Raw genomic sequence first — 18,646 nt, forward strand, 5'->3', positions numbered from 1 at the left:
GTGTCCAATTTGATTCTGGTAGGCCCGATGGGTGCTGGTAAAAGCACCATCGGGCGTCTTCTCGCCAAAGAGCTTCACCTCGTCTTCAAAGATTCGGATAAAGAGATCGAGCAGCGCTGCGGAGCCAACATCCCCTGGATATTCGATGTCGAGGGCGAGGCTGGTTTCCGCGAGCGTGAGCAAGCGATGCTGGCCGAGCTGTGCGATGAAGGGGGCATGGTCATCGCCACGGGCGGCGGCGCGATCATGCGCGACGCCAATCGCCTGATCCTCAAGAATGGCGGCAAGGTGATCTACCTGCATGCCTCGGTCGAGCAGCAGATCTCGCGCACGGCGCGCGACAAGAATCGCCCATTGCTGCAGAAGCCCAATCCGGAACAGATCCTTCGTGACCTCATGCAGATGCGCGATCCGCTTTATCGCGAAATTGCCGACGTGATCATCGAAACCGACGAGCGGCCTCCGCGTCATGTCGTTCTGGAGATCATGGAGCGTCTGCGTGAGCTGGAGCGCCATTAACGGCGCTGCAATCTGCGGTATCCTAGTCCCCTTTCTTGCCTGGGGGTTTCATGCGCACACTCAATGTCGATCTGGCCGATCGCAGCTACCCGATCTATATCGGTGAGGGGCTGCTGGATGATCTGCGCTACTTCGAGCCGCACATCCGCGGCCGCCAGGTAGCCATCGTCACCAATGAAACCATCGCGCCGCTGTACCTGGATCGACTGCAGAAGACCCTGGCCGGCTACAAGGTCACCACGGTCGTGCTGCCTGATGGCGAGGCCTACAAGCAGTGGGAAACCCTGCAACTGATTTTCGATGGCCTGCTGACGGCGCGCCATGACCGCAAGACCACGCTGATTGCCCTCGGCGGTGGCGTGATTGGCGATATGACCGGCTTTGCAGCGGCCTGCTACCAGCGCGGAGTCGATTTCATCCAGGTGCCGACCACGCTGTTGTCCCAGGTGGATTCTTCCGTCGGTGGCAAGACCGGCATCAACCACCCGCTGGGCAAGAACATGGTCGGGGCCTTCTACCAGCCCCAGGCCGTGGTCATCGATACCGCGACCCTGAAGACCTTGCCGCCCCGCGAGCTGTCGGCGGGCCTGGCGGAAGTGATCAAGTACGGTTTCATCTGCGACGAGCCCTTCCTCACCTGGCTGGAAGCGCATATGGACGATCTGCTGGCGCTGGAGACGGGCGCGCTGACCGAAGCCATCGAGCGCTCCTGTGCGGCCAAGGCGCGGGTGGTCGGTGCCGACGAGAAAGAAACCGGGGTCCGCGCCACGCTCAACCTGGGCCACACCTTCGGTCACGCCATCGAGACCCACATGGGCTATGGCGTCTGGCTGCACGGCGAAGCGGTGGGAGCGGGAACCGTGATGGCACTTGAGATGTCGCATCGGCTGGGATGGCTGACAAAGGCCGAACTCGATCGCGGTATCCGTCTGCTGGCCGCGGCGAAGCTGCCGGTGATCCCGCCGCAGGAAATGAATGCCGAGCATTTTCTCGAGCACATGGCTGTCGACAAGAAAGTGCTCGATGGCCGTCTGCGTCTGGTATTGCTCCAAGGGCTGGGGGGCGCGGTCGTAACCGCCGAATTCCCCCGTGAGATTCTGGAAGAAACACTGCGCGCTGACTACCAGGCACTGGTCGGTCAGGCAGGAGAACACTGAGGTCCCATGTCCAGCTTGCATGCCGATGAGGCCTTCCTGGCCCACTACCAGTTCAGCCACGACCCGTTCGCACCGCGGGTTCCGGGCTTCAAGTTCTTCCCGGCGCAGCGCAAGCCCGTACTGGGCCAGCTGCACCATCTGGCGCGCTACAGCCACCTGCTGCTGGCCGTCACCGGTCCACTGGGTAGCGGCAAGACCCTGCTGCGCCAGGCCCTGGTCGCCAGCACCAACAAGGACGCGGTTTCCAGCGTGGTGATTTCCGGCCGTTCGGTGACCGACGAGGCCACCTTGCTGCGCCAACTGGCGCAGGGCCTGGGCATCACCCAGACGAGTATCGAAGCGATCCTTGCCAAGGTTGCCCAGTTGGCGATCACTGGCCAGGACGTCTACCTGCTGGTGGACGACGCTGAACAACTGCGCGATGACGCCCTCGAAGTCCTGCTGTTGCTGGCTGCCGGCAATTCCGAGGCGCGCCTGCACGTCTTCCTGTTCGGCGAGCCCGAGCTGTTGTCGCGCCTTGAGGTGCTGTCCGAAGGCGAGGAACGCTTCCACGCCATCGAGCTGCAACCGTACAGCGAGGACGAAACCCGCGAGTACCTGGCGCAGCGCCTGGAAGGCGCGGGGCAGGGTATCGAACTGATTTCTGCTGACTTGCTTGGGGATATCCACGAGCAATCCGGCGGCTGGCCGGGCACCATCAACCAGACCGCCCGCGACGCCATGATCGAAGCGATGCTGGCGGACCGCAGCGGCGAGCGCAAGGCAGTCGGTGCCGGCTTCAAGCTGCCGAAGAAGCACCTGGCCATCCTCGGCGTGGTTGCCATCGGCGTCATCGCTGCCTGGTTCATGCAAGGCAAGACCACCAAGCCGGAGACAGCCAGCAACAGTGCTGCGCAGACTTCCTCGCAGTTGCCGCTGGGCAATGGCACCGCACCGCAACCGGATACCCAGGGCGGTAGCCCGTCCGTCGAGTTCGCCGGTTCCAATCAACCCGTGCCGCTGCCCCTGGTGGGCGACAGCCAGCCGGTGATTCGCGAGCCGATGGCCCAGGCCGGCGGCCAGGAAGATGCCGATGAAGGCGGCATGCCGTCCGCAGCCATTCCGCCGACCGTGACCACCAGCGCGCCACCGGTGACGCCGCTGGCGAACAACGGCCCGAAACCGCTGAACCCGGTACCGCCGGCTCCGGCCCAACAGCAGGCGGCCATTCAACCGGCTCCGACCCCCGCGCCCACGCCGCGCCCAGAGCCGGTCAAGCCTGCCGCCACTGCACCGGCCAAACCGGTCCAGGCTGCCAAGCCGGCGGCGAGCAAACCCGCCACTACGGTTGCCAGCGCCAAGCCGGCGACCGCCGCCAGCAAGCCCGCCGCTGCCACTGGCAGCGCCGGCGGCAGCAGTTGGTACCAGTCCCAGGCCGGGTCGCGCTACTCCGTTCAGGTGCTGGGCACCGGCTCCGAAGCCAGCGCCAAGGCCTTCATCAGCCAGCAGGGTGGTGGTGACTACCGCTACTTCCGCAAGAACCTGCAGGGCAAGCCGTTCTACGTGGTGACCTACGGCAATTTCGCTGACCGCAATGCCGCCCAGGCCGCGATCAAGAAGCTGCCGGCGAAGATCCAGGCCTCCAAGCCCTGGGCCAGGCCGTTCTCCAGCATCCAGCAGGACATTGCCGGCGCGCACTGAAAGGTTGCACTGTCGCAATACTGAAAAAGCCGAGCCCCGTATCCTGGGGCTCGGCTTTTTTATTGGCTTGTTTCTTTTGCTGCATTCTTATAAAAATGCGACATCGGGTGTCAGCAGTGCGTCAAAAAAATTCAGTGACGTCGCTTTCCCCGTGTGTACAATGACCTCCCTTTGCCTATCGGAAACTCGCCGCTTGAGCGAGTAGACAGGCGAAGTGCTTGAAGAGGGTCTGCTGACGTTTCGTCATGGCCAGGGCCGGAACCGCCGCTACGTTGGGTAAGACGTGGCACCTCGCGCGGAACGGTCATTCCAGGTGAACCAGGGGCATAAGCGGCGCTGCACGATAGATGCGGCCCGAGCCTTTAGGGTGCGCGGGAAACGAGCCTGCACGGCGAAACAGGGCGATGGCGAAACGTCAGCAGACCCTGGAATTTATAAAAGTTTTGCCGGTGAGAGTTCCCTATGAAAGCAGGTCTGTACCATCCTGAGACGTTCAAGGATAACTGCGGATTCGGTCTGATCGCCCATATGACGGGCGAGGCAAGCCACGAACTTCTGCAAACCGCCATCGAAGCACTGACCTGCATGACCCACCGAGGTGGGATCAACGCGGACGGGAAAACCGGGGACGGCTGTGGGCTGCTGATCCAGAAGCCCGACCAGTTCCTGCGCGCCGTGGCCAAGGAATCCTTCGCGACCGAGTTGCCCGGCCAGTACGCCGTGGGCATGGTCTTCTTCAACCAGGATCCGGTGAAAGCCGAAGCCGCCCGCGCGAACATGAATCGCGAGATCGAGCGCGCCGGCCTGAAGCTGGTCGGCTGGCGCAAGGTGCCGATCGACACCAGCGTCCTGGGTCGCCTGGCGCTGGAGCGCCTGCCGCAGATCGAGCAGGTGTTCATCGGCGGTGAAGGCCTGTCCGACCAGGAATTCGCGGTCAAGCTGTTCAGCTCCCGTCGCCGCTCCTCCGTGGCCAACGCCGAGGACGCCGATCACTACATCTGCAGCTTCTCGCACAAGACCATCATCTATAAGGGCCTGATGATGCCGGCGGACCTCGCCGCCTTCTATCCGGACCTTTCCGACGAGCGCCTGAAGACCGCCATCTGCGTCTTCCACCAGCGCTTCTCGACCAACACCCTGCCGAAATGGCCGCTGGCCCAGCCGTTCCGCCTGCTGGCGCACAACGGCGAGATCAACACCATCACCGGCAACCGCAACTGGGCCCAGGCCCGTCGCGCCAAGTTCGCCAACGAGTGGATGCCGGACCTGGACGAGCTCGGCCCGTTGGTCAACCGCGTGGGTTCGGACTCCTCGAGCATGGACAACATGCTCGAACTGATGGTCACCGGTGGCATGGACATGTTCCGTGGCCTGCGCATGATCATTCCGCCGGCCTGGCAGAACGTCGAGACCATGGACGCCGACCTGCGCGCGTTCTACGAATTCAACTCGCTGCACATGGAGCCGTGGGACGGCCCCGCCGGCGTCGTGTTGACCGATGGCCGCTACGCCGTCTGCCTGCTCGACCGCAACGGCCTGCGCCCGTCGCGCTGGGTCACCACCAAGAACGGCTACATCACCCTCGCCTCGGAAATCGGCGTGTGGGACTACAAGCCCGAGGACGTCATCGCCAAGGGCCGCGTCGGCCCGGGCCAGATCCTTGCGGTGGATACCGAGACCGGCCAACTGCTGCAGACCGAGGACATCGACAACCGCCTGAAGTCGCGCCACCCGTACAAGCAGTGGCTGCGCCAGAGCGCGCTGCGTATCCAGGCGACCCTGGACGATGACCAGGGCGTTGCCAGCTACGACGGCGACCAGCTCAAGCAGTACATGAAGATGTTCCAGGTCACCTTCGAAGAGCGTGACCAGGTGCTGCGCCCGCTTGCCGAGCAGGGCCAGGAAGCAGTCGGCTCGATGGGCGACGACACCCCGATGGCGGTGCTGTCCAAGCGCATCCGCTCGCCCTACGACTACTTCCGCCAGGTCTTCGCGCAGGTCACCAACCCGCCGATCGACCCGCTGCGCGAAGCGATCGTGATGTCCCTGGAAACCTGTTTGGGGATAGAGCAGAACATCTTCGAAGAGTCCCCGCACCACGCCAACCAGGCGATCCTGACCACCCCGGTGATCTCCCCGGCGAAGTGGCGGACCCTGATGAACCTGGAGCGTCCGGGCTTCGACCTGCACCACATCGACCTGAACTACGACGAGTCGGTCGGCCTCGAAACGGCCGTGCGCAACATCGCCGATCAGGCCGAAGAAGCCGTACGCGCCGGCAAGGTACTGCTGGTGCTCTCGGATCGTCACATCGCCCCCGGCAAGCTGCCGGTGCATGCGGCCCTGGCTGTTGGCGCCGTGCACCACCGCCTGGTGCAGACCGGCCTGCGTTGCGACTCCAACATCCTGGTGGAAACCGCTACCGCCCGTGACCCGCACCACTTCGCGGTGCTGGTGGGCTTCGGCGCGTCCGCGGTCTACCCGTTCCTCGCCTACGAGGTGCTGGCCGACCTGATCCGTACCGGCGAAGTGCTGGGCGACCTCTACGAGGTGTTCAAGTACTACCGCAAGGGCATCTCCAAGGGGATGCTGAAGATCCTCTCGAAGATGGGCATCTCCACCATCGCCTCCTACCGTGGCGCCCAGCTGTTCGAAGCCATCGGCCTGGCCGACGAAGTCACCGGCCTGTGCTTCCCGGGTACCCCGAGCCGCATCCAGGGCGCGCGCTTCCTCGACATCGAGAACGAGCAGAAGCTGCTGGCCAACGAAGCCTGGAACAACCGCAAGGCGATCCAGCAGGGCGGCCTGCTGAAGTTCGTCTACGGCGGCGAGTACCACGCCTACAACCCTGACGTGGTGAATACCCTGCAGGCCGCCGTGCAGCAGGGCGACTACGCCAAGTTCAAGGAGTACACCGGGCTGGTGGACAGCCGTCCGGTGTCGATGCTGCGCGACCTGCTGAAGGTGAAGACCGTCGAGCAGCCGCTGAGCCTGGACGAGATCGAGCCGCTGGAGTCCATCTTCAAGCGCTTCGACGCGGCCGGCATCTCCCTCGGCGCCCTGTCGCCGGAGGCTCACGAAGCCCTGGCCGAGGCCATGAACCGCCTGGGCGGTCGCTCCAACTCCGGTGAGGGCGGTGAAGACCCGGCGCGCTACGGCACGCTGAAAAGCTCGAAGATCAAGCAGGTGGCCACCGGTCGCTTTGGCGTGACCCCGGAGTACCTGGTCAACGCCGAAGTCCTGCAGATCAAGGTGGCCCAGGGCGCCAAGCCCGGCGAGGGCGGCCAGCTGCCCGGCGGCAAGGTCAACGGCCTGATCGCCCGCCTGCGCTATGCGGTGCCCGGCGTGACCCTGATCTCGCCGCCGCCGCACCACGACATCTACTCCATCGAAGACCTCGCCCAGCTGATCTTCGACCTCAAGCAGGTCAACCCGCAGGCGCTGGTCTCGGTGAAACTGGTGTCCGAGCCCGGCGTCGGCACCATCGCCGCCGGCGTGGCCAAGGCCTATGCCGACCTGATCACCATTTCCGGCTACGACGGCGGTACCGGCGCCTCGCCGATCACCTCCATCAAGTACGCGGGTTCCCCGTGGGAGCTGGGCCTCGCCGAGGCGCACCAGACCCTGCGCGGCAACGACCTGCGCGGCAAGGTCCGGGTGCAGACCGACGGCGGCCTGAAGACCGGCCTGGACGTCATCAAGGCCGCCATTCTCGGCGCCGAGAGCTTCGGCTTCGGTACCGCGCCGATGATCGCCCTGGGCTGCAAATACCTGCGTATCTGCCACCTGAACAACTGCGCCACCGGCGTCGCCACCCAGAACGACAAGCTGCGCAAGGACCACTTCATCGGTACCGTGGACATGGTGGTGAACTTCTTCACCTTCATCGCCAGCGAAACCCGTGAGTGGCTGGCCAAGCTCGGCGTGCGCAGCCTGGAAGAACTGATCGGCCGCACCGACCTGCTGGAAATCCTCCCGGGCGAGACGCCCAAGCAGGGCAACCTCGACCTCACGCCGCTGCTGGGCAGCGACCTGATCCCGGCCGAGAAGCCGCAGTTCTGCGAAGTCGAGAAGAACCCGCCGTTCGACCATGGCCTGCTGGCCGAGAAGATGGTCGACCTGGCCCGTGCCGCCATCGAAGGCGCCAAGGGCGGCGAGTACGAACTGGATATCTGCAACTGCGACCGTTCCATCGGCGCGCGGATTTCCGGCGAGATCGCCAAGGTCCACGGCAACCAGGGTATGGCCAAGGCGCCGATCACCTTCCGCTTCAAGGGCACTGCGGGCCAGAGCTTCGGCGTGTGGAACGCCGGCGGCCTGCACCTGTACCTGGAAGGCGACGCCAACGACTACGTGGGCAAGGGCATGACCGGCGGCAAGCTGGTCGTCACCCCGCCCAAGGGTAGCCCGTTCAAGTCGCAGGAGTCGGCCATCGTCGGCAACACCTGCCTCTACGGCGCCACTGGCGGCAAGCTGTTCGCCGCCGGCACCGCGGGCGAGCGCTTCGGCGTGCGCAACTCCGGCGCCCATGCCGTGGTGGAAGGCACCGGTGATCACTGCTGCGAATACATGACCGGCGGTTTCATCTGCGTGCTGGGCAAGACCGGCTACAACTTCGGCTCCGGCATGACCGGTGGCTTCGCCTATGTCCTCGACATGGACAACACCTTCGTCGACCGCGTGAACCACGAACTGGTGGAAATCCAGCGGATCAGCGGCGAAGCGATGGAAGCCCAGCGCAGCCACCTGCGCAAGGTGCTGATCGAGTACGTGGCGGAAACTGCAAGCGAGTGGGGCGCAAACGTCCTGGAAAACCTGGACGACTACCTGCGTCGGTTCTGGCTGGTGAAACCCAAGGCGGCAAGCCTGGGCTCGCTCCTGACCAGCACCCGTGCCAACCCGCAATAAGCGCCTGAAGTTTGATGAGGTCTTGAAATGTCTGAACGTCTGAATAACGACTTCCAGTTCATCGAAGTCGGGCGCAAGGATCCGAAGAAGAAGCTCCTGCGCCAGCGCAAGCGCGAGTTCGTGGAAATCTACGACCTGTTCAAGCCGCAGCAGGCGGCTGACCAGGCCCACCGCTGCCTGGGCTGCGGCAACCCGTACTGCGAGTGGAAGTGCCCGGTGCACAACTTCATCCCCAACTGGTTGAAGCTGGTCTCCGAAGGCAACATCCTCGCCGCTGCCGAACTGTCCCACCAGACCAACACCCTGCCGGAAGTCTGCGGCCGGGTGTGCCCGCAGGACCGCCTATGCGAAGGCGCCTGCACGCTGAACGACGGCTTTGGCGCGGTCACCATTGGCTCGGTGGAGAAGTACATCACCGATACCGCGTTCGCCATGGGCTGGCGCCCGGACATGTCCAAGGTCAAGCCTACCGGCAAGCGTGTCGCCGTGATTGGCGCTGGCCCGGCTGGCTTGGGCTGTGCCGACGTGCTGGTGCGCAACGGCGTGACCCCGGTGGTGTTCGACAAGAACCCGGAAATCGGCGGCCTGCTGACCTTCGGTATCCCCGAGTTCAAGCTGGAGAAGCAGGTGCTGTCGCGCCGCCGTGAAGTCTTCACCGGCATGGGCATCGAGTTCCGCCTGAACACCGAGATCGGCAAGGACGTAACCATGGAGCAATTGCTCGATGAGTACGATGCCGTGTTCATGGGCATGGGCACCTACACCTACATGAAAGGCGGCTTCCCCGGCGAGGACCTGCCCGGCGTACACGATGCGCTGGACTTCCTGATTGCCAACGTGAACCGCAACCTGGGCTTCGAGAAGTCGCCGGAAGACTTCGTCGACATGAAGGGCAAGCGCGTTGTGGTACTGGGCGGTGGCGACACCGCGATGGACTGCAACCGCACCTCGATTCGCCAGGGCGCCAAGAGCGTGACCTGCGCTTACCGCCGCGACGAAGAGAACATGCCCGGCTCGCGCAAAGAGGTGAAGAACGCCAAGGAAGAGGGCGTGAAGTTCCTCTTCAACCGTCAGCCCATCGCCATCGTCGGCGAGGACAAGGTGGAAGGCGTGAAGGTGGTCGAGACTCGTCTTGGTGAGCCCGACGCCCGCGGCCGTCGCAGCCCCGAGCCGATCCCGGGCTCCGAGGAAATCATCCCGGCGGAAGCCGTGCTGATCGCCTTCGGCTTCCGCCCGAGCCCGGCGCCGTGGTTCGACCAGCACCAGGTGGAGATCGACAGCCAGGGCCGCGTCATCGCCCCGGCCGCCGCGCAGTTCAAGCACCAGACCAGCAACCCGAAGATCTTCGCCGGTGGCGACATGGTCCGCGGTTCCGACCTGGTGGTGACGGCGATCTTCGAGGGCCGCACGGCCGCCGAAGGTATCCTCGACTACCTGGGCGTCTGAGCGTGATTTCGTAGGATGGGTGGAGCCTGCGATACCCATGCAGTTGATGGGTATCGCTTCGCTCCACGCCACCCTACGAAGGTAGGCCGCAGCGACAAACTGTCGCGATGGACGAAAGGCACGGCACCCGCCGTGCCTTTTCGTTTGCGCTTTGCGAAAATGCCCGCACTTTTTTTCCGGATGCCGTTATGACTGCCCTGAAGAACGATCGCTTCCTCCGTGCCCTGCTCAAGCAGCCCGTCGATGTCACCCCTGTCTGGATGATGCGCCAGGCCGGCCGCTACCTGCCGGAGTACCGCGCCACCCGCGCCAAGGCCGGTGACTTCATGAGCCTGTGCATGAACCCGCAGATGGCCTGCGAGGTGACCCTGCAGCCGCTGGATCGTTACCCGCAACTGGATGCTGCGATCCTCTTCTCCGACATCCTCACCATCCCCGATGCCATGGGTCAGGGCCTGTTCTTCGAAACCGGCGAAGGTCCGCGCTTCAAGAAGGTCGTGACCACCCAGGCTGACATCGACGCCCTGCCGATCCCCGATCCGGAGAAGGACCTGGGTTACGTGATGGACGCCGTGCGCACCATCCGCCGCGAGCTGAACGGCCGCGTGCCGCTGATCGGCTTCTCCGGCAGCCCCTGGACCCTGGCCACCTACATGGTCGAAGGCGGTTCCAGCCGCGATTTCCGCAAGACCAAGGCGATGCTCTACAACAACCCGCAGGCCCTGCACGCCCTGCTGGACAAGCTGGCGCAGTCGGTCACCAGCTACCTTAACGGGCAGATCCTTGCCGGCGCGCAGGCAGTGCAGATCTTCGACTCCTGGGGCGGCGCGCTGTCGGCGGCGGCCTACCAGGAGTTTTCCCTGGCGTACATGCAGAAGATCGTCGACGGACTGATCCGCGAGCATGGAGGTCGTCGCGTGCCGGTAATTCTCTTCACCAAGGGCGGTGGCCTGTGGCTGGAGTCCATGGCCAATACCGGCGCTGAAGCGCTGGGTCTGGACTGGACCTGCGACATCGGCAACGCCCGCGTCCGCGTCGGCGACAAGGTAGCCCTGCAGGGCAACATGGACCCGGCGGTGCTCTACGCCAAGCCAGACGCCATCCGCGCTGAAGTGGCGCGTATCCTTGGCGCCTACGGCAATGGCACTGGCCACGTGTTCAACCTCGGCCATGGTGTTACCCCGGAAGTCGACCCGGCTCACGCGGGGGCCTTCTTCGAGGCGGTGCACGAGCTGTCGGCGCAGTATCACTGAGCCTGATGCCGAACTGAAAAAGCCCCGCGGATGCGGGGCTTTTTCGTTTCTGGCTCCGGGGTTCGCGAGCAAGCTCGCTCCTACAGGCCGCGCTATTTTGTAGGAGCGAGCTTGCTCGCGAACCGCCCCGGCACCGGCCCTGCCAATGAATCGCGGACGGAGTCCGCCCCTACGAAAGAGCCGATCCGAGCGCAGGAGGGGACTCCGTCCGCGATCGGCCTGAATGGCACAACGGATCATGCTGCAATGAAAAAAGCCCCGCTCAGAAGCGGGGCTTTTTTCATTTCCTCATGGAGCCTCAAGCCCCATCAGAGTGCATCACGCAGCATCGCCCACCAGGCCAGCGGCGCGCTGTGCCTTGCGGCGGTTGGACACCAGCAGACCCGAGCAGACCACCACGACGGTCAGCAGGGTAGTGGCGACTACCTCCATGCGGTGATCCGGGCGGATCAGCATGATCACCAGGGCGCCAACGATGAAGATGATCACCGCCCAGGTCAGCCAGGGGAACAGCCACATCTTCAGCTTCAGCTGGTGGCCCTGGGCGAGCAGCTTCTTGCGCATGCGCAACTGCGACAGGGCGATCACCAGGTACACCAGCAGGGCGATGGCGCCGGAGCTGGCCAGCAGGAAGTTGAACACTTCGGCCGGGGCCAGGTAGTTGGCGAAGGTGCAGAGGAAGGCCATGGCGGTGGACAGCAGCACGGCGTAGACCGGGGTGCGGCTGGCGCTGGTCACCTGGGCGATCTTCGGCGCGTCACCGCGCTTGCTCAGCGAATACATCATGCGCGAAGCGGTGTAGAGCGCCGAGTTCAGGCAACTGGTCACCGAGACGAGGACGATGATGTCGACGATCAGCTTGGCGTACGGGATGTGCAGGTGTTCCAGCACGGTCTGGTAGGAGCCCATGCTCACCAGGCGCGGGTCGTTCCACGGCACCAGGCAGACCACGATCAGGATCGACAGCAGGTAGAACAGCGCGATACGCCAGATCACCGAGTTGGTGGCGCGGGTGATCTGCTGCTCCGGGTCCTTGGACTCGGTGGCGGCGATGGTGACGATTTCCGAACCCATGAAGGAGAACATGGTGGTCAGCAGCGCCGCGAGCACGGCGCCCCAGCCCTTGGGCAGGAAGCCTTCGCTGGTCAGGTGGCCGATGCCGGAGACTTCGCTGTTGGGCGAGAAGCCGAAGATGGCCGCGCAGCCCAGCACCAGGAAGGCAATGATCGAGACGACCTTGATCAGTGCCAGCCAGAACTCGAACTCACCGTAGTTCTTCACGCTGAACAGGTTGGTCACGGTCAGCGCCGAAGTGATCAGGAAGGCCAGCACCCAGATCGGCGCGCCGGGGAACCAGGCGTGGATGATCGCCGCAGCGGCGTTGGCTTCCAGCGGGATTACCAGGACCCAGAACCACCAGTACAGCCAGCCGATGGTGAAACCGGCCCAGTGGCCGATCGCGCGGTCGGCATAGGTGGAGAAGGAACCGCTGTCCGGTTGCGCGACGGCCATTTCGGCCAGCATGCGCATCACCAGGACCACCAGCAGGCCGGCGATCAGGTAGGAAACCATGACGGCGGGGCCGGCTTCGGCGATGGCATGGCCGGAACCTACGAACAGGCCAGCGCCAATGGCACCGGCGATCGAAAGCATCGTGACGTGACGATTTTGCAGGCCCTGGGAGAGCCCTGAAGAGGGGGTGCTGCTCATGCTTTACCTACAACTACGGAGGGAATTGCGTACTGCGGGAGTCGAGGTCCGTTTCAGGATTCCAACAAGTCGTTCGAGATTGTGAACGCAAGGATCGCGCCACATCTTGTTACGACTTAAGTCGTAGGTTGGGAATTTATCCCACAACGCCCGCCTGGCAGGCGTTGTCGGATCTGAGATAAATGTCTTTGTACGACCGTTCCATGTCGTTTTCAGGCATGTAGAGCTTGCTGTGTGTAGAAACTACCCAATCTTGCGGAGTGTGGGCAGGTCTCTGGGTAACACTGGCAGGCGAGCCAGGTGCAAGGCTACTGCCACGGCAATTGCCAGAAGGCCGGCGATGAACAGTCCCACGCCGTTCCAGCCATAGTGGTGCCAGAACACCCCGCCGGCGGTACCGGCGACGCTGGAGCCGACGTAGTAGCAGAACAGGTACAGCGAAGAGGCCTGGCCCTTGGCTGTCAGGGCGCGGCGGCCGATCCAACTGCTGGCCACCGAGTGCGCGCCGAAGAAACCGAAGGTGAACACCAGCAAGCCGACCAGCACCAGGGCCAGCGGTTGCAGCAAGGTGATCAGTACGCCGCCGAGCATCAGCGCGATCATCGCCCAGAGCACCTTGCGCCGACCCAGGCGGTCGGCCAGGGAGCCGACCCAGGCCGAGCTGTAGATGCCCGACAGGTAGACCAGCGAGAGCACGCCGACGATGGCCTGGCTCAGGTGGTAGGGCTCTGCCAGCAGGCGATAGCCGATGTAGTTGAACAGGGTGACGAAGGCGCCCATCAGCAGGAACGCTTCGAGGAACAGCCAGGGCAGCCCGGCATCGCGGAAGTGCCCGATGAAACCCTCGATCAGCCGGCGCGGCTTGAGCGGTGCCGGGCGGAAGTTCTTCGATTCGGGCAGGATGCGCCAGAACAGCAGCGCCGCCGCCAGGGCCAGCACGCCCAGGGTGGCAAGCGCCACGTGCCAGTTCACGTAGTCCACCAGCACGCCGCTGATCAGCCGGCCGCTCATGCCGCCGATGGCGTTGCCGCCGATATACAGCCCCATGGACAGGCCGATGTGCTGCGGGTGGATTTCCTCGGAGAGGTAGGTCATGCCCACCGCCGCCAGGCCGCTGAGTGACAGGCCGAGCAGTGCGCGCATGGCCAGCACGCCATGCCAGGTCGGCATCAGCGAGCTGCCGAGGGTGAACAGGGCGGCGAGGACCAGCGAAGCGACCATGATCGACTTGCGCCCGATGGCGTCGGAGATCGGCCCGGTGACCAGCAGGCCGAAGGCCATGGTGATGGTGGAGATCGACAGCACCAGGCTGCTCTGCGCGGCGCTCAGGCTGAAGGCCTCGGACAGTACCGGCATCATCGGCTGCACGCAGTAGAGCAGGGCGAAGGTGGCGAAGCCGCCGGAGAACAGCGCCAGCGAGGTGCGCATGAATTCCGGGGTGCCTTTCTCGATGTAGGTTTCGAGTTCTTCGACGACGCGTACCACGTCGCCGTTCGCCTCGTGCGCGGCTTCCAGCAGGCTCGCCGGATCGTTCGCAGCCGATGGTTCCTCAACGACAGGCGGCTTGGCCGCCATGGGATGTTCTTCCCGCAAAGCCCGCAGGGCAGGTTGACTCACGACACACCTCAGGTTGGTAAAAGCAGGAGGGCCTGGAATGGCGGCAAGGGCCCGCGCGGCCAGGCAGGGAGCAGGTTGGTAGTCGTTATTGGGCTTGTGTGGAAAGGATAAGGAGCGGGCTTTATTATTTCCAATATATTAATCGACACGTTTGATTCGTTTTACGAATCAAACACCTGTGACGTCGGGTCAGCGGCTGGTTCGCGAGCAAGCTCGCTCCCACAGGCAGTGCGAGCTTTGTAGAAGCGAGCTTGCTCGCGAACCGCACGGCACGGGGCCCGACCTATCGCGGACAAAGTCCGCTCCTACCCAGTCCGGAACACCGGCGCTCCAGCAGGGGGAAACATGGAACTGCGACACCTGCGTTATTTCATCGCCGTCGCGGAGGAGCTGCACTTCGGCCGCGCCGCCGAGCAACTGGGGATTTCCCAACCGCCGCTGAGCCAGCAGATCCAGGCGCTGGAAGAAGAGATCGGCGCACGCCTGCTGGAGCGCACCAACCGCCGGGTGGCGCTGACCGAGGCCGGCAAGCTGTTTCTCGACGAAGCGCGGCAGGTGCTGCAGCAGGTAGACCGCGCCGTGCTCCTGGCGCGCCGCGCGCACCAGGGCGAGATCGGCGAGCTGAAGGTCGGCTTCACCGCGTCGGCGCCTTTTACCTCCAGCATCCCGCGCGCGATCCTGGCGTTCCGCCAGGCGTATCCGGATGTGCACCTGGATCTGCAGGAGCTGAGCAGCGGACAGGCCGTGCAGGCGCTGCTGGAGGAGCGTGTGCAGGTCGGCCTGATTCGTCCGATCCCGCTGCCGGAAACCCTGGAAGCTGTGGAGCTGTTCAGCGAACCGCTGGTGGCCGTGCTGCGCGCCGATCATCCACTGGCGCAGGCCAGCCAGGACGGTCTGGAGTTCGCCGAGCTGGCGGATGAGCCTTTCGTGTTCTTCCCACGCAGCTACGGCACCGGCCTCTATAGCCAGTTGATGGCGCTGTCGCGGCAGGCCGGTTTCAGCCCGCGCATCGCCCAGGAGGCGGGCGAGGCGATGACCATCATCGGCCTGGTCGCGGCGGGGCTGGGTGTATCGATGCTGCCGGCGTCGTTTCGCCGTACGCGGGTGGACGGCGTGGTCTATCGCACCCTGAGCGACCCAGGCGCGACCAGTTCGGTGTGGCTGGTGCGGCGGCGCAACGAGTCGTCGCGCCTGGCGCAGTCGTTCTTCGATCTGGTGACCCAGGAGGTCCAGGCCGGCAGGGCTGGTTGATGGATCAGGGCCCGCTGCTCGGCAGGCTTTGCTGGTACTCGACGCAGTGAGCTTTCCCGGCAGGAGCGCCTGGTCCTGTTCGTCCCGCGCCAGGCAGGCGTCTGCTCGATATCGAATAACGCCGCTCTTGTGGACCCTTGGCATCCCGGTCGACAAATGAGACTTCCCCGACCCGCCAGGAGCTTCGTCGACACGGATCATGGCGCAATATCGGCATTGCCGCGGACGTGCAGAAGTCAAGCAACGTGCGCTGACAAAGGCTTGGGAAGGTTCTCAATTCGCTGTCGCACCGGCTGCGAAGCTTGTGCAGAGAGTCCGCAACCGCTGAGCGGTATACCAAGCCGAGGGGTGAAGTGTGCTCGCCCTTGTCATGGGCTTTGCATAGAATCCCCCAGCACTCGAATGTTCCTGGAGGGATGGCTGATGCGACGCGTGGTGTTCAATCAGAAGGGCGGGGTCGGCAAGTCCAGCATCGCCTGCAACCTGGCGGCAGTGAGCGCGGCGGAGGGCTATCGGACATTGCTGGTGGACCTGGATGCCCAGGCCAACTCCACACATTACCTCACCGGTCTGACCGGCGAGGACCTGCCGGTGGGTATCGCCGACTTCTTCAAGCAGACGCTGTCGTCCGGACCGTTCAGCCGCAAGGGCAAGGTGGACATCTACGAGACGCCGTTCGACAACCTGCACATCGTCACCGCCAGCCCGGAGCTCGCGGATCTGCAGCCCAAGCTCGAGCAGAAGCACAAGATCAACAAGCTGCGCAAACTGCTGGACGAACTGGCCGAAGACTACGACCGGATTTACCTGGACACCCCGCCGGCACTTAACTTCTATACGGTTTCCGCACTGATCGCGGCGGATCGCTGCCTGATCCCCTTCGATTGCGACAGCTTCTCCCGCCAGGCGCTGTATGGCCTGCTGCAGGAGATCGAGGAACTGAAGGAAGACCACAACGAGGACCTGGAAGTCGAAGGCATCGTGGTCAACCAGTTCCAGCCGCGCGCGACCCTGCCGCAACAGCTGCTGGACGAACTGTTGGAAGAGGAATTACCGGTGCTGCCGGTGTACCTGATGAGCTCGGTGAAGATGCGCGAATCGCACCAGGCCTGCACCCCGCTGATCTTCCTCGAGCCGCGGCACAAGCTGACCCAGCAGTTCGTCGAACTGCACAACCTGCTGGAAGCCTGAGCGGTTACTGGCTGATCAGCACGTCACAGGGCGGCCGGCGCAGGAAATAACGCGCCGCGCTGCCCAGCATGGCCTGCTCGATGGCGCCGCGGCTGCGGCTGCCGAGTATCAGCAGGTCCGGCGCCCATTCGCGCAACGCCGTCTCCAGCGCCTGCTGGGCGGTTCCCTGCTGCACCGCACAAAGTAACTGCGGCCCGCTGGCCGGGACCTGTGCGCGCTCATCCTGCAGTGCCTGGCGCAACAGCTCGCGCTGGGTCTGCAGATGACTGTCGGCGCGACCGGCCTTCTTGCCTGGCTGGTAGGCGTTGAGCGCGAGCAGCTCGGCGGCGGGTGTGAGCAATCGATAGCCGGCGCGCCAGGCCTGGCAGGAGCAGTGCGACAGGTCCAGCCCGGCGAGGGCCTTGGCGTAAGGCGCAGCGGATTCCTCGACAGCCAGCAGGATCGGCGCGCGGCAGTGCCGGGCGATGCGCTCCAGGGTGGTGCCGTCGAAGCGCTCCAGCAGTTGCTGGTGGTGCGCGCCGATCAGCAGAAGGTCAGCGCCCAGCTCCTGCACCGCCTCGGTCACGTTATTGGCTGCGCGGCCCTGGCGGATCAGCAACTGGCAGTCGCCGAGACCACTGCTGCGTGCTGCATCGCGCAGCGCCACCTCGGCAGCTTCGCGGACCGTGGCCATCATGCGGTCGGGGAAGAATTCCTCGATCACGTGCAGTAGCGTGACGCTGGCGCCGTGCTGGCGGGCCAGTTGCGTGGCGCGGCGCACGGCGATGTCCGCCTCGACACTGAGGTCGTGGGCGACGAGCAGGTTCCTGTACATGGTGGGCTCCCTCTGTGGCGCTTCTACTGTCGCGCCACGTAGGAAATTTCACCTTGATGCAGGGCAACCCCCGGATTCAGCGGCTGCGCAACTGATAGATGGCGTGGCTTTCGGCAACCACGTTGCCCTCGTCGTCCTTCAGTTGCAGGTCGAGAACGAACTCTGATTTGCCCTGGTGCGTGGCTTCCTCGCCGATACGCTGGATTTCGGCTTCGCTGAGCTGCGCGTCGACGGTCACGTCACTGGCCGCCGGGCGCAGGAAGCGCAGGCCGGCTTCCTTGACGATGGGGTAGAAGCGCCGGGCGTCGAAGCTGGTCAGCATGAGCACGCCACCGGGCAGCTCGGCTACGGTGAACAGGGCGCCGGCGTACATGTTCTGGATATGGTTCTCGTTGCCCTTGAGCGGCATGCGCAGGCGCACGTGGCCAGGCTCCAGCACCTCGGCCTTGAGGCCGGTGCGCTTGACGAAGGCGATGTGCTCTTCGGTGAGCTGGCGGATGAAGTCTTCGGGGTAGGAAGGCATGGGCTTGCTCCGTTGGCTTTCGCCCAAGCCTAGCCGCCCGGCGCGGCCTGGCAATGACCGCGCGGATTGACCGAAACGCTCGCCCTCAGAGGCCCTGGCGGGACAGCCAGTCGAGCAACTGCGGCAGCGGCATTGCACCGCTCTGCCGCGCCACTTCCTGGCCGTTGCGCAGCAGGATCAGGCTGGGAATCGAGCGAATGCCCAGGCGTGCGGAAAGGTTCGGATTGGCATCGCTGTCCAGCTTGGCCAGGCGCACCTTGCCCGACAACCGCGCCGCGGCCTGCTCGAACACCGGCGCAAAACCCTTGCACGGCCCGCACCAGTCGGCCCAGACGTCCACCAGCAACGGCAGATCGCCCTTGGCCTGGGCGGCAAAACCGGCTTCATCGAGGTCGAATGGCGTATCCAGCACGATCGGCGACTGGCAGCGCCCGCAGCTGGGCGAGTCGCCCAGCCGCGCGGCAGGGACGCGGTTCAGGCCGTTGCAGTTCGGGCAGGGGATGATCAGGGGATCGGACATGGCGGGGCTCCAATGGCAATAGAGCAAAGATGGAGCCTTGGCGGGCGGATCTCAACG

General features: G+C 64.4%; 13 protein-coding genes. 8 read left to right on the forward strand and 5 right to left on the reverse strand.

The window, feature by feature from the left end; genetic code table 11:
- The 6 genes from aroK to hemE all read left to right on the forward strand — a co-directional run bounded on the left by aroK (position 1) and on the right by hemE (position 10,963).
- Positions 1 to 519: a shikimate kinase AroK gene (gene aroK, locus N5C91_RS01755; RefSeq protein ID WP_279827331.1), complete on the forward strand. Its 519-nt coding sequence runs from the start codon at positions 1 to 3 to the stop codon at positions 517 to 519.
- Positions 520 to 569: 50 nt separating this feature from the next.
- Positions 570 to 1,676, forward strand: a complete 1,107-nt coding sequence (gene aroB / locus N5C91_RS01760) for a 3-dehydroquinate synthase (protein ID WP_236199091.1) — start codon at positions 570 to 572, stop codon at positions 1,674 to 1,676.
- A 6-nt stretch (positions 1,677 to 1,682) separates the two neighbouring features.
- Positions 1,683 to 3,356 carry an AAA family ATPase gene (locus N5C91_RS01765; RefSeq protein WP_279827334.1) on the forward strand — a complete coding sequence of 558 codons (1,674 nt, stop codon included), beginning with the start codon at positions 1,683 to 1,685 and terminating at the stop codon, positions 3,354 to 3,356.
- A 462-nt stretch (positions 3,357 to 3,818) separates the two neighbouring features.
- Positions 3,819 to 8,264, forward strand: a complete 4,446-nt coding sequence (gene gltB / locus N5C91_RS01770) for a glutamate synthase large subunit (protein WP_279827337.1) — start codon at positions 3,819 to 3,821, stop codon at positions 8,262 to 8,264.
- Positions 8,265 to 8,291: 27 nt separating this feature from the next.
- Complete coding sequence (locus N5C91_RS01775) at positions 8,292 to 9,710, forward strand: FAD-dependent oxidoreductase (protein ID WP_017520506.1); 1,419 nt, start codon at positions 8,292 to 8,294, stop codon at positions 9,708 to 9,710.
- Positions 9,711 to 9,898: 188 nt separating this feature from the next.
- Positions 9,899 to 10,963, forward strand: a complete 1,065-nt coding sequence (gene hemE / locus N5C91_RS01780) for a uroporphyrinogen decarboxylase (protein WP_279827343.1) — start codon at positions 9,899 to 9,901, stop codon at positions 10,961 to 10,963.
- Between the two features lie 318 nt (positions 10,964 to 11,281).
- Here the strand turns inward: hemE and gabP are convergent, their stop codons facing one another.
- On the reverse strand, positions 11,282 to 12,673 hold the full coding sequence (gene gabP / locus N5C91_RS01785; protein WP_236199088.1) for a GABA permease: 1,392 nt from the start codon (positions 12,671 to 12,673) through the stop codon (positions 11,282 to 11,284).
- A 243-nt stretch (positions 12,674 to 12,916) separates the two neighbouring features.
- Entirely contained in the window at positions 12,917 to 14,248 is a 1,332-nt protein-coding gene (locus N5C91_RS01790) for an MFS transporter (RefSeq protein ID WP_236171219.1), read from the reverse strand.
- A gap of 387 nt (positions 14,249 to 14,635) precedes the next feature.
- Here N5C91_RS01790 and N5C91_RS01795 point away from each other — a divergent pair, with 387 nt between their 5' ends.
- Together N5C91_RS01795 and N5C91_RS01800 are read left to right on the forward strand one after the other, a co-directional pair.
- The gene (locus tag N5C91_RS01795; protein ID WP_279827349.1) at positions 14,636 to 15,541 is read left to right on the forward strand and encodes a LysR family transcriptional regulator; all 906 of its coding nucleotides are present in this window, start codon (positions 14,636 to 14,638) and stop codon (positions 15,539 to 15,541) included.
- A gap of 423 nt (positions 15,542 to 15,964) precedes the next feature.
- On the forward strand, positions 15,965 to 16,732 hold the full coding sequence (locus N5C91_RS01800) for a ParA family protein (RefSeq protein WP_279827350.1): 768 nt from the start codon (positions 15,965 to 15,967) through the stop codon (positions 16,730 to 16,732).
- Positions 16,733 to 16,736: 4 nt separating this feature from the next.
- Here the strand turns inward: N5C91_RS01800 and N5C91_RS01805 are convergent, their stop codons facing one another.
- The 3 genes from N5C91_RS01805 to trxC all read right to left on the reverse strand — a co-directional run bounded on the left by N5C91_RS01805 (position 16,737) and on the right by trxC (position 18,589).
- Positions 16,737 to 17,546, reverse strand: a complete 810-nt coding sequence (locus tag N5C91_RS01805) for a universal stress protein (protein WP_279827352.1) — start codon at positions 17,544 to 17,546, stop codon at positions 16,737 to 16,739.
- 76 nt (positions 17,547 to 17,622) lie between these two features.
- Positions 17,623 to 18,069, reverse strand: coding sequence for a YiiD C-terminal domain-containing protein (locus N5C91_RS01810; RefSeq protein WP_236171223.1), 447 nt, complete (start codon positions 18,067 to 18,069; stop codon positions 17,623 to 17,625).
- 85 nt (positions 18,070 to 18,154) lie between these two features.
- Entirely contained in the window at positions 18,155 to 18,589 is a 435-nt protein-coding gene (gene trxC, locus N5C91_RS01815; RefSeq protein ID WP_236171224.1) for a thioredoxin TrxC, read from the reverse strand.
- Positions 18,590 to 18,646: the final 57 nt, after the last annotated feature.

Source organism: Pseudomonas sp. GD03903, from assembly GCF_029840045.1.
In the GTDB taxonomy this organism is placed as follows: domain Bacteria; phylum Pseudomonadota; class Gammaproteobacteria; order Pseudomonadales; family Pseudomonadaceae; genus Pseudomonas; species Pseudomonas pseudonitroreducens.

Coding starts and splice junctions, on each gene's coding strand:
- aroB (WP_236199091.1), top strand. CDS start 570: ATGCGCACACTCAATGTCGATCTGGCCGATCGCAGCTACCCGATCTAT.
- N5C91_RS01765 (WP_279827334.1), top strand. CDS start 1,683: ATGTCCAGCTTGCATGCCGATGAGGCCTTCCTGGCCCACTACCAGTTC.
- gltB (WP_279827337.1), top strand. CDS start 3,819: ATGAAAGCAGGTCTGTACCATCCTGAGACGTTCAAGGATAACTGCGGA.
- N5C91_RS01775 (WP_017520506.1), top strand. CDS start 8,292: ATGTCTGAACGTCTGAATAACGACTTCCAGTTCATCGAAGTCGGGCGC.
- hemE (WP_279827343.1), top strand. CDS start 9,899: ATGACTGCCCTGAAGAACGATCGCTTCCTCCGTGCCCTGCTCAAGCAG.
- gabP (WP_236199088.1), bottom strand. CDS start 12,673: ATGAGCAGCACCCCCTCTTCAGGGCTCTCCCAGGGCCTGCAAAATCGT.
- N5C91_RS01790 (WP_236171219.1), bottom strand. CDS start 14,248: ATGGCGGCCAAGCCGCCTGTCGTTGAGGAACCATCGGCTGCGAACGAT.
- N5C91_RS01795 (WP_279827349.1), top strand. CDS start 14,636: ATGGAACTGCGACACCTGCGTTATTTCATCGCCGTCGCGGAGGAGCTG.
- N5C91_RS01800 (WP_279827350.1), top strand. CDS start 15,965: ATGCGACGCGTGGTGTTCAATCAGAAGGGCGGGGTCGGCAAGTCCAGC.
- N5C91_RS01805 (WP_279827352.1), bottom strand. CDS start 17,546: ATGTACAGGAACCTGCTCGTCGCCCACGACCTCAGTGTCGAGGCGGAC.
- N5C91_RS01810 (WP_236171223.1), bottom strand. CDS start 18,069: ATGCCTTCCTACCCCGAAGACTTCATCCGCCAGCTCACCGAAGAGCAC.
- trxC (WP_236171224.1), bottom strand. CDS start 18,589: ATGTCCGATCCCCTGATCATCCCCTGCCCGAACTGCAACGGCCTGAAC.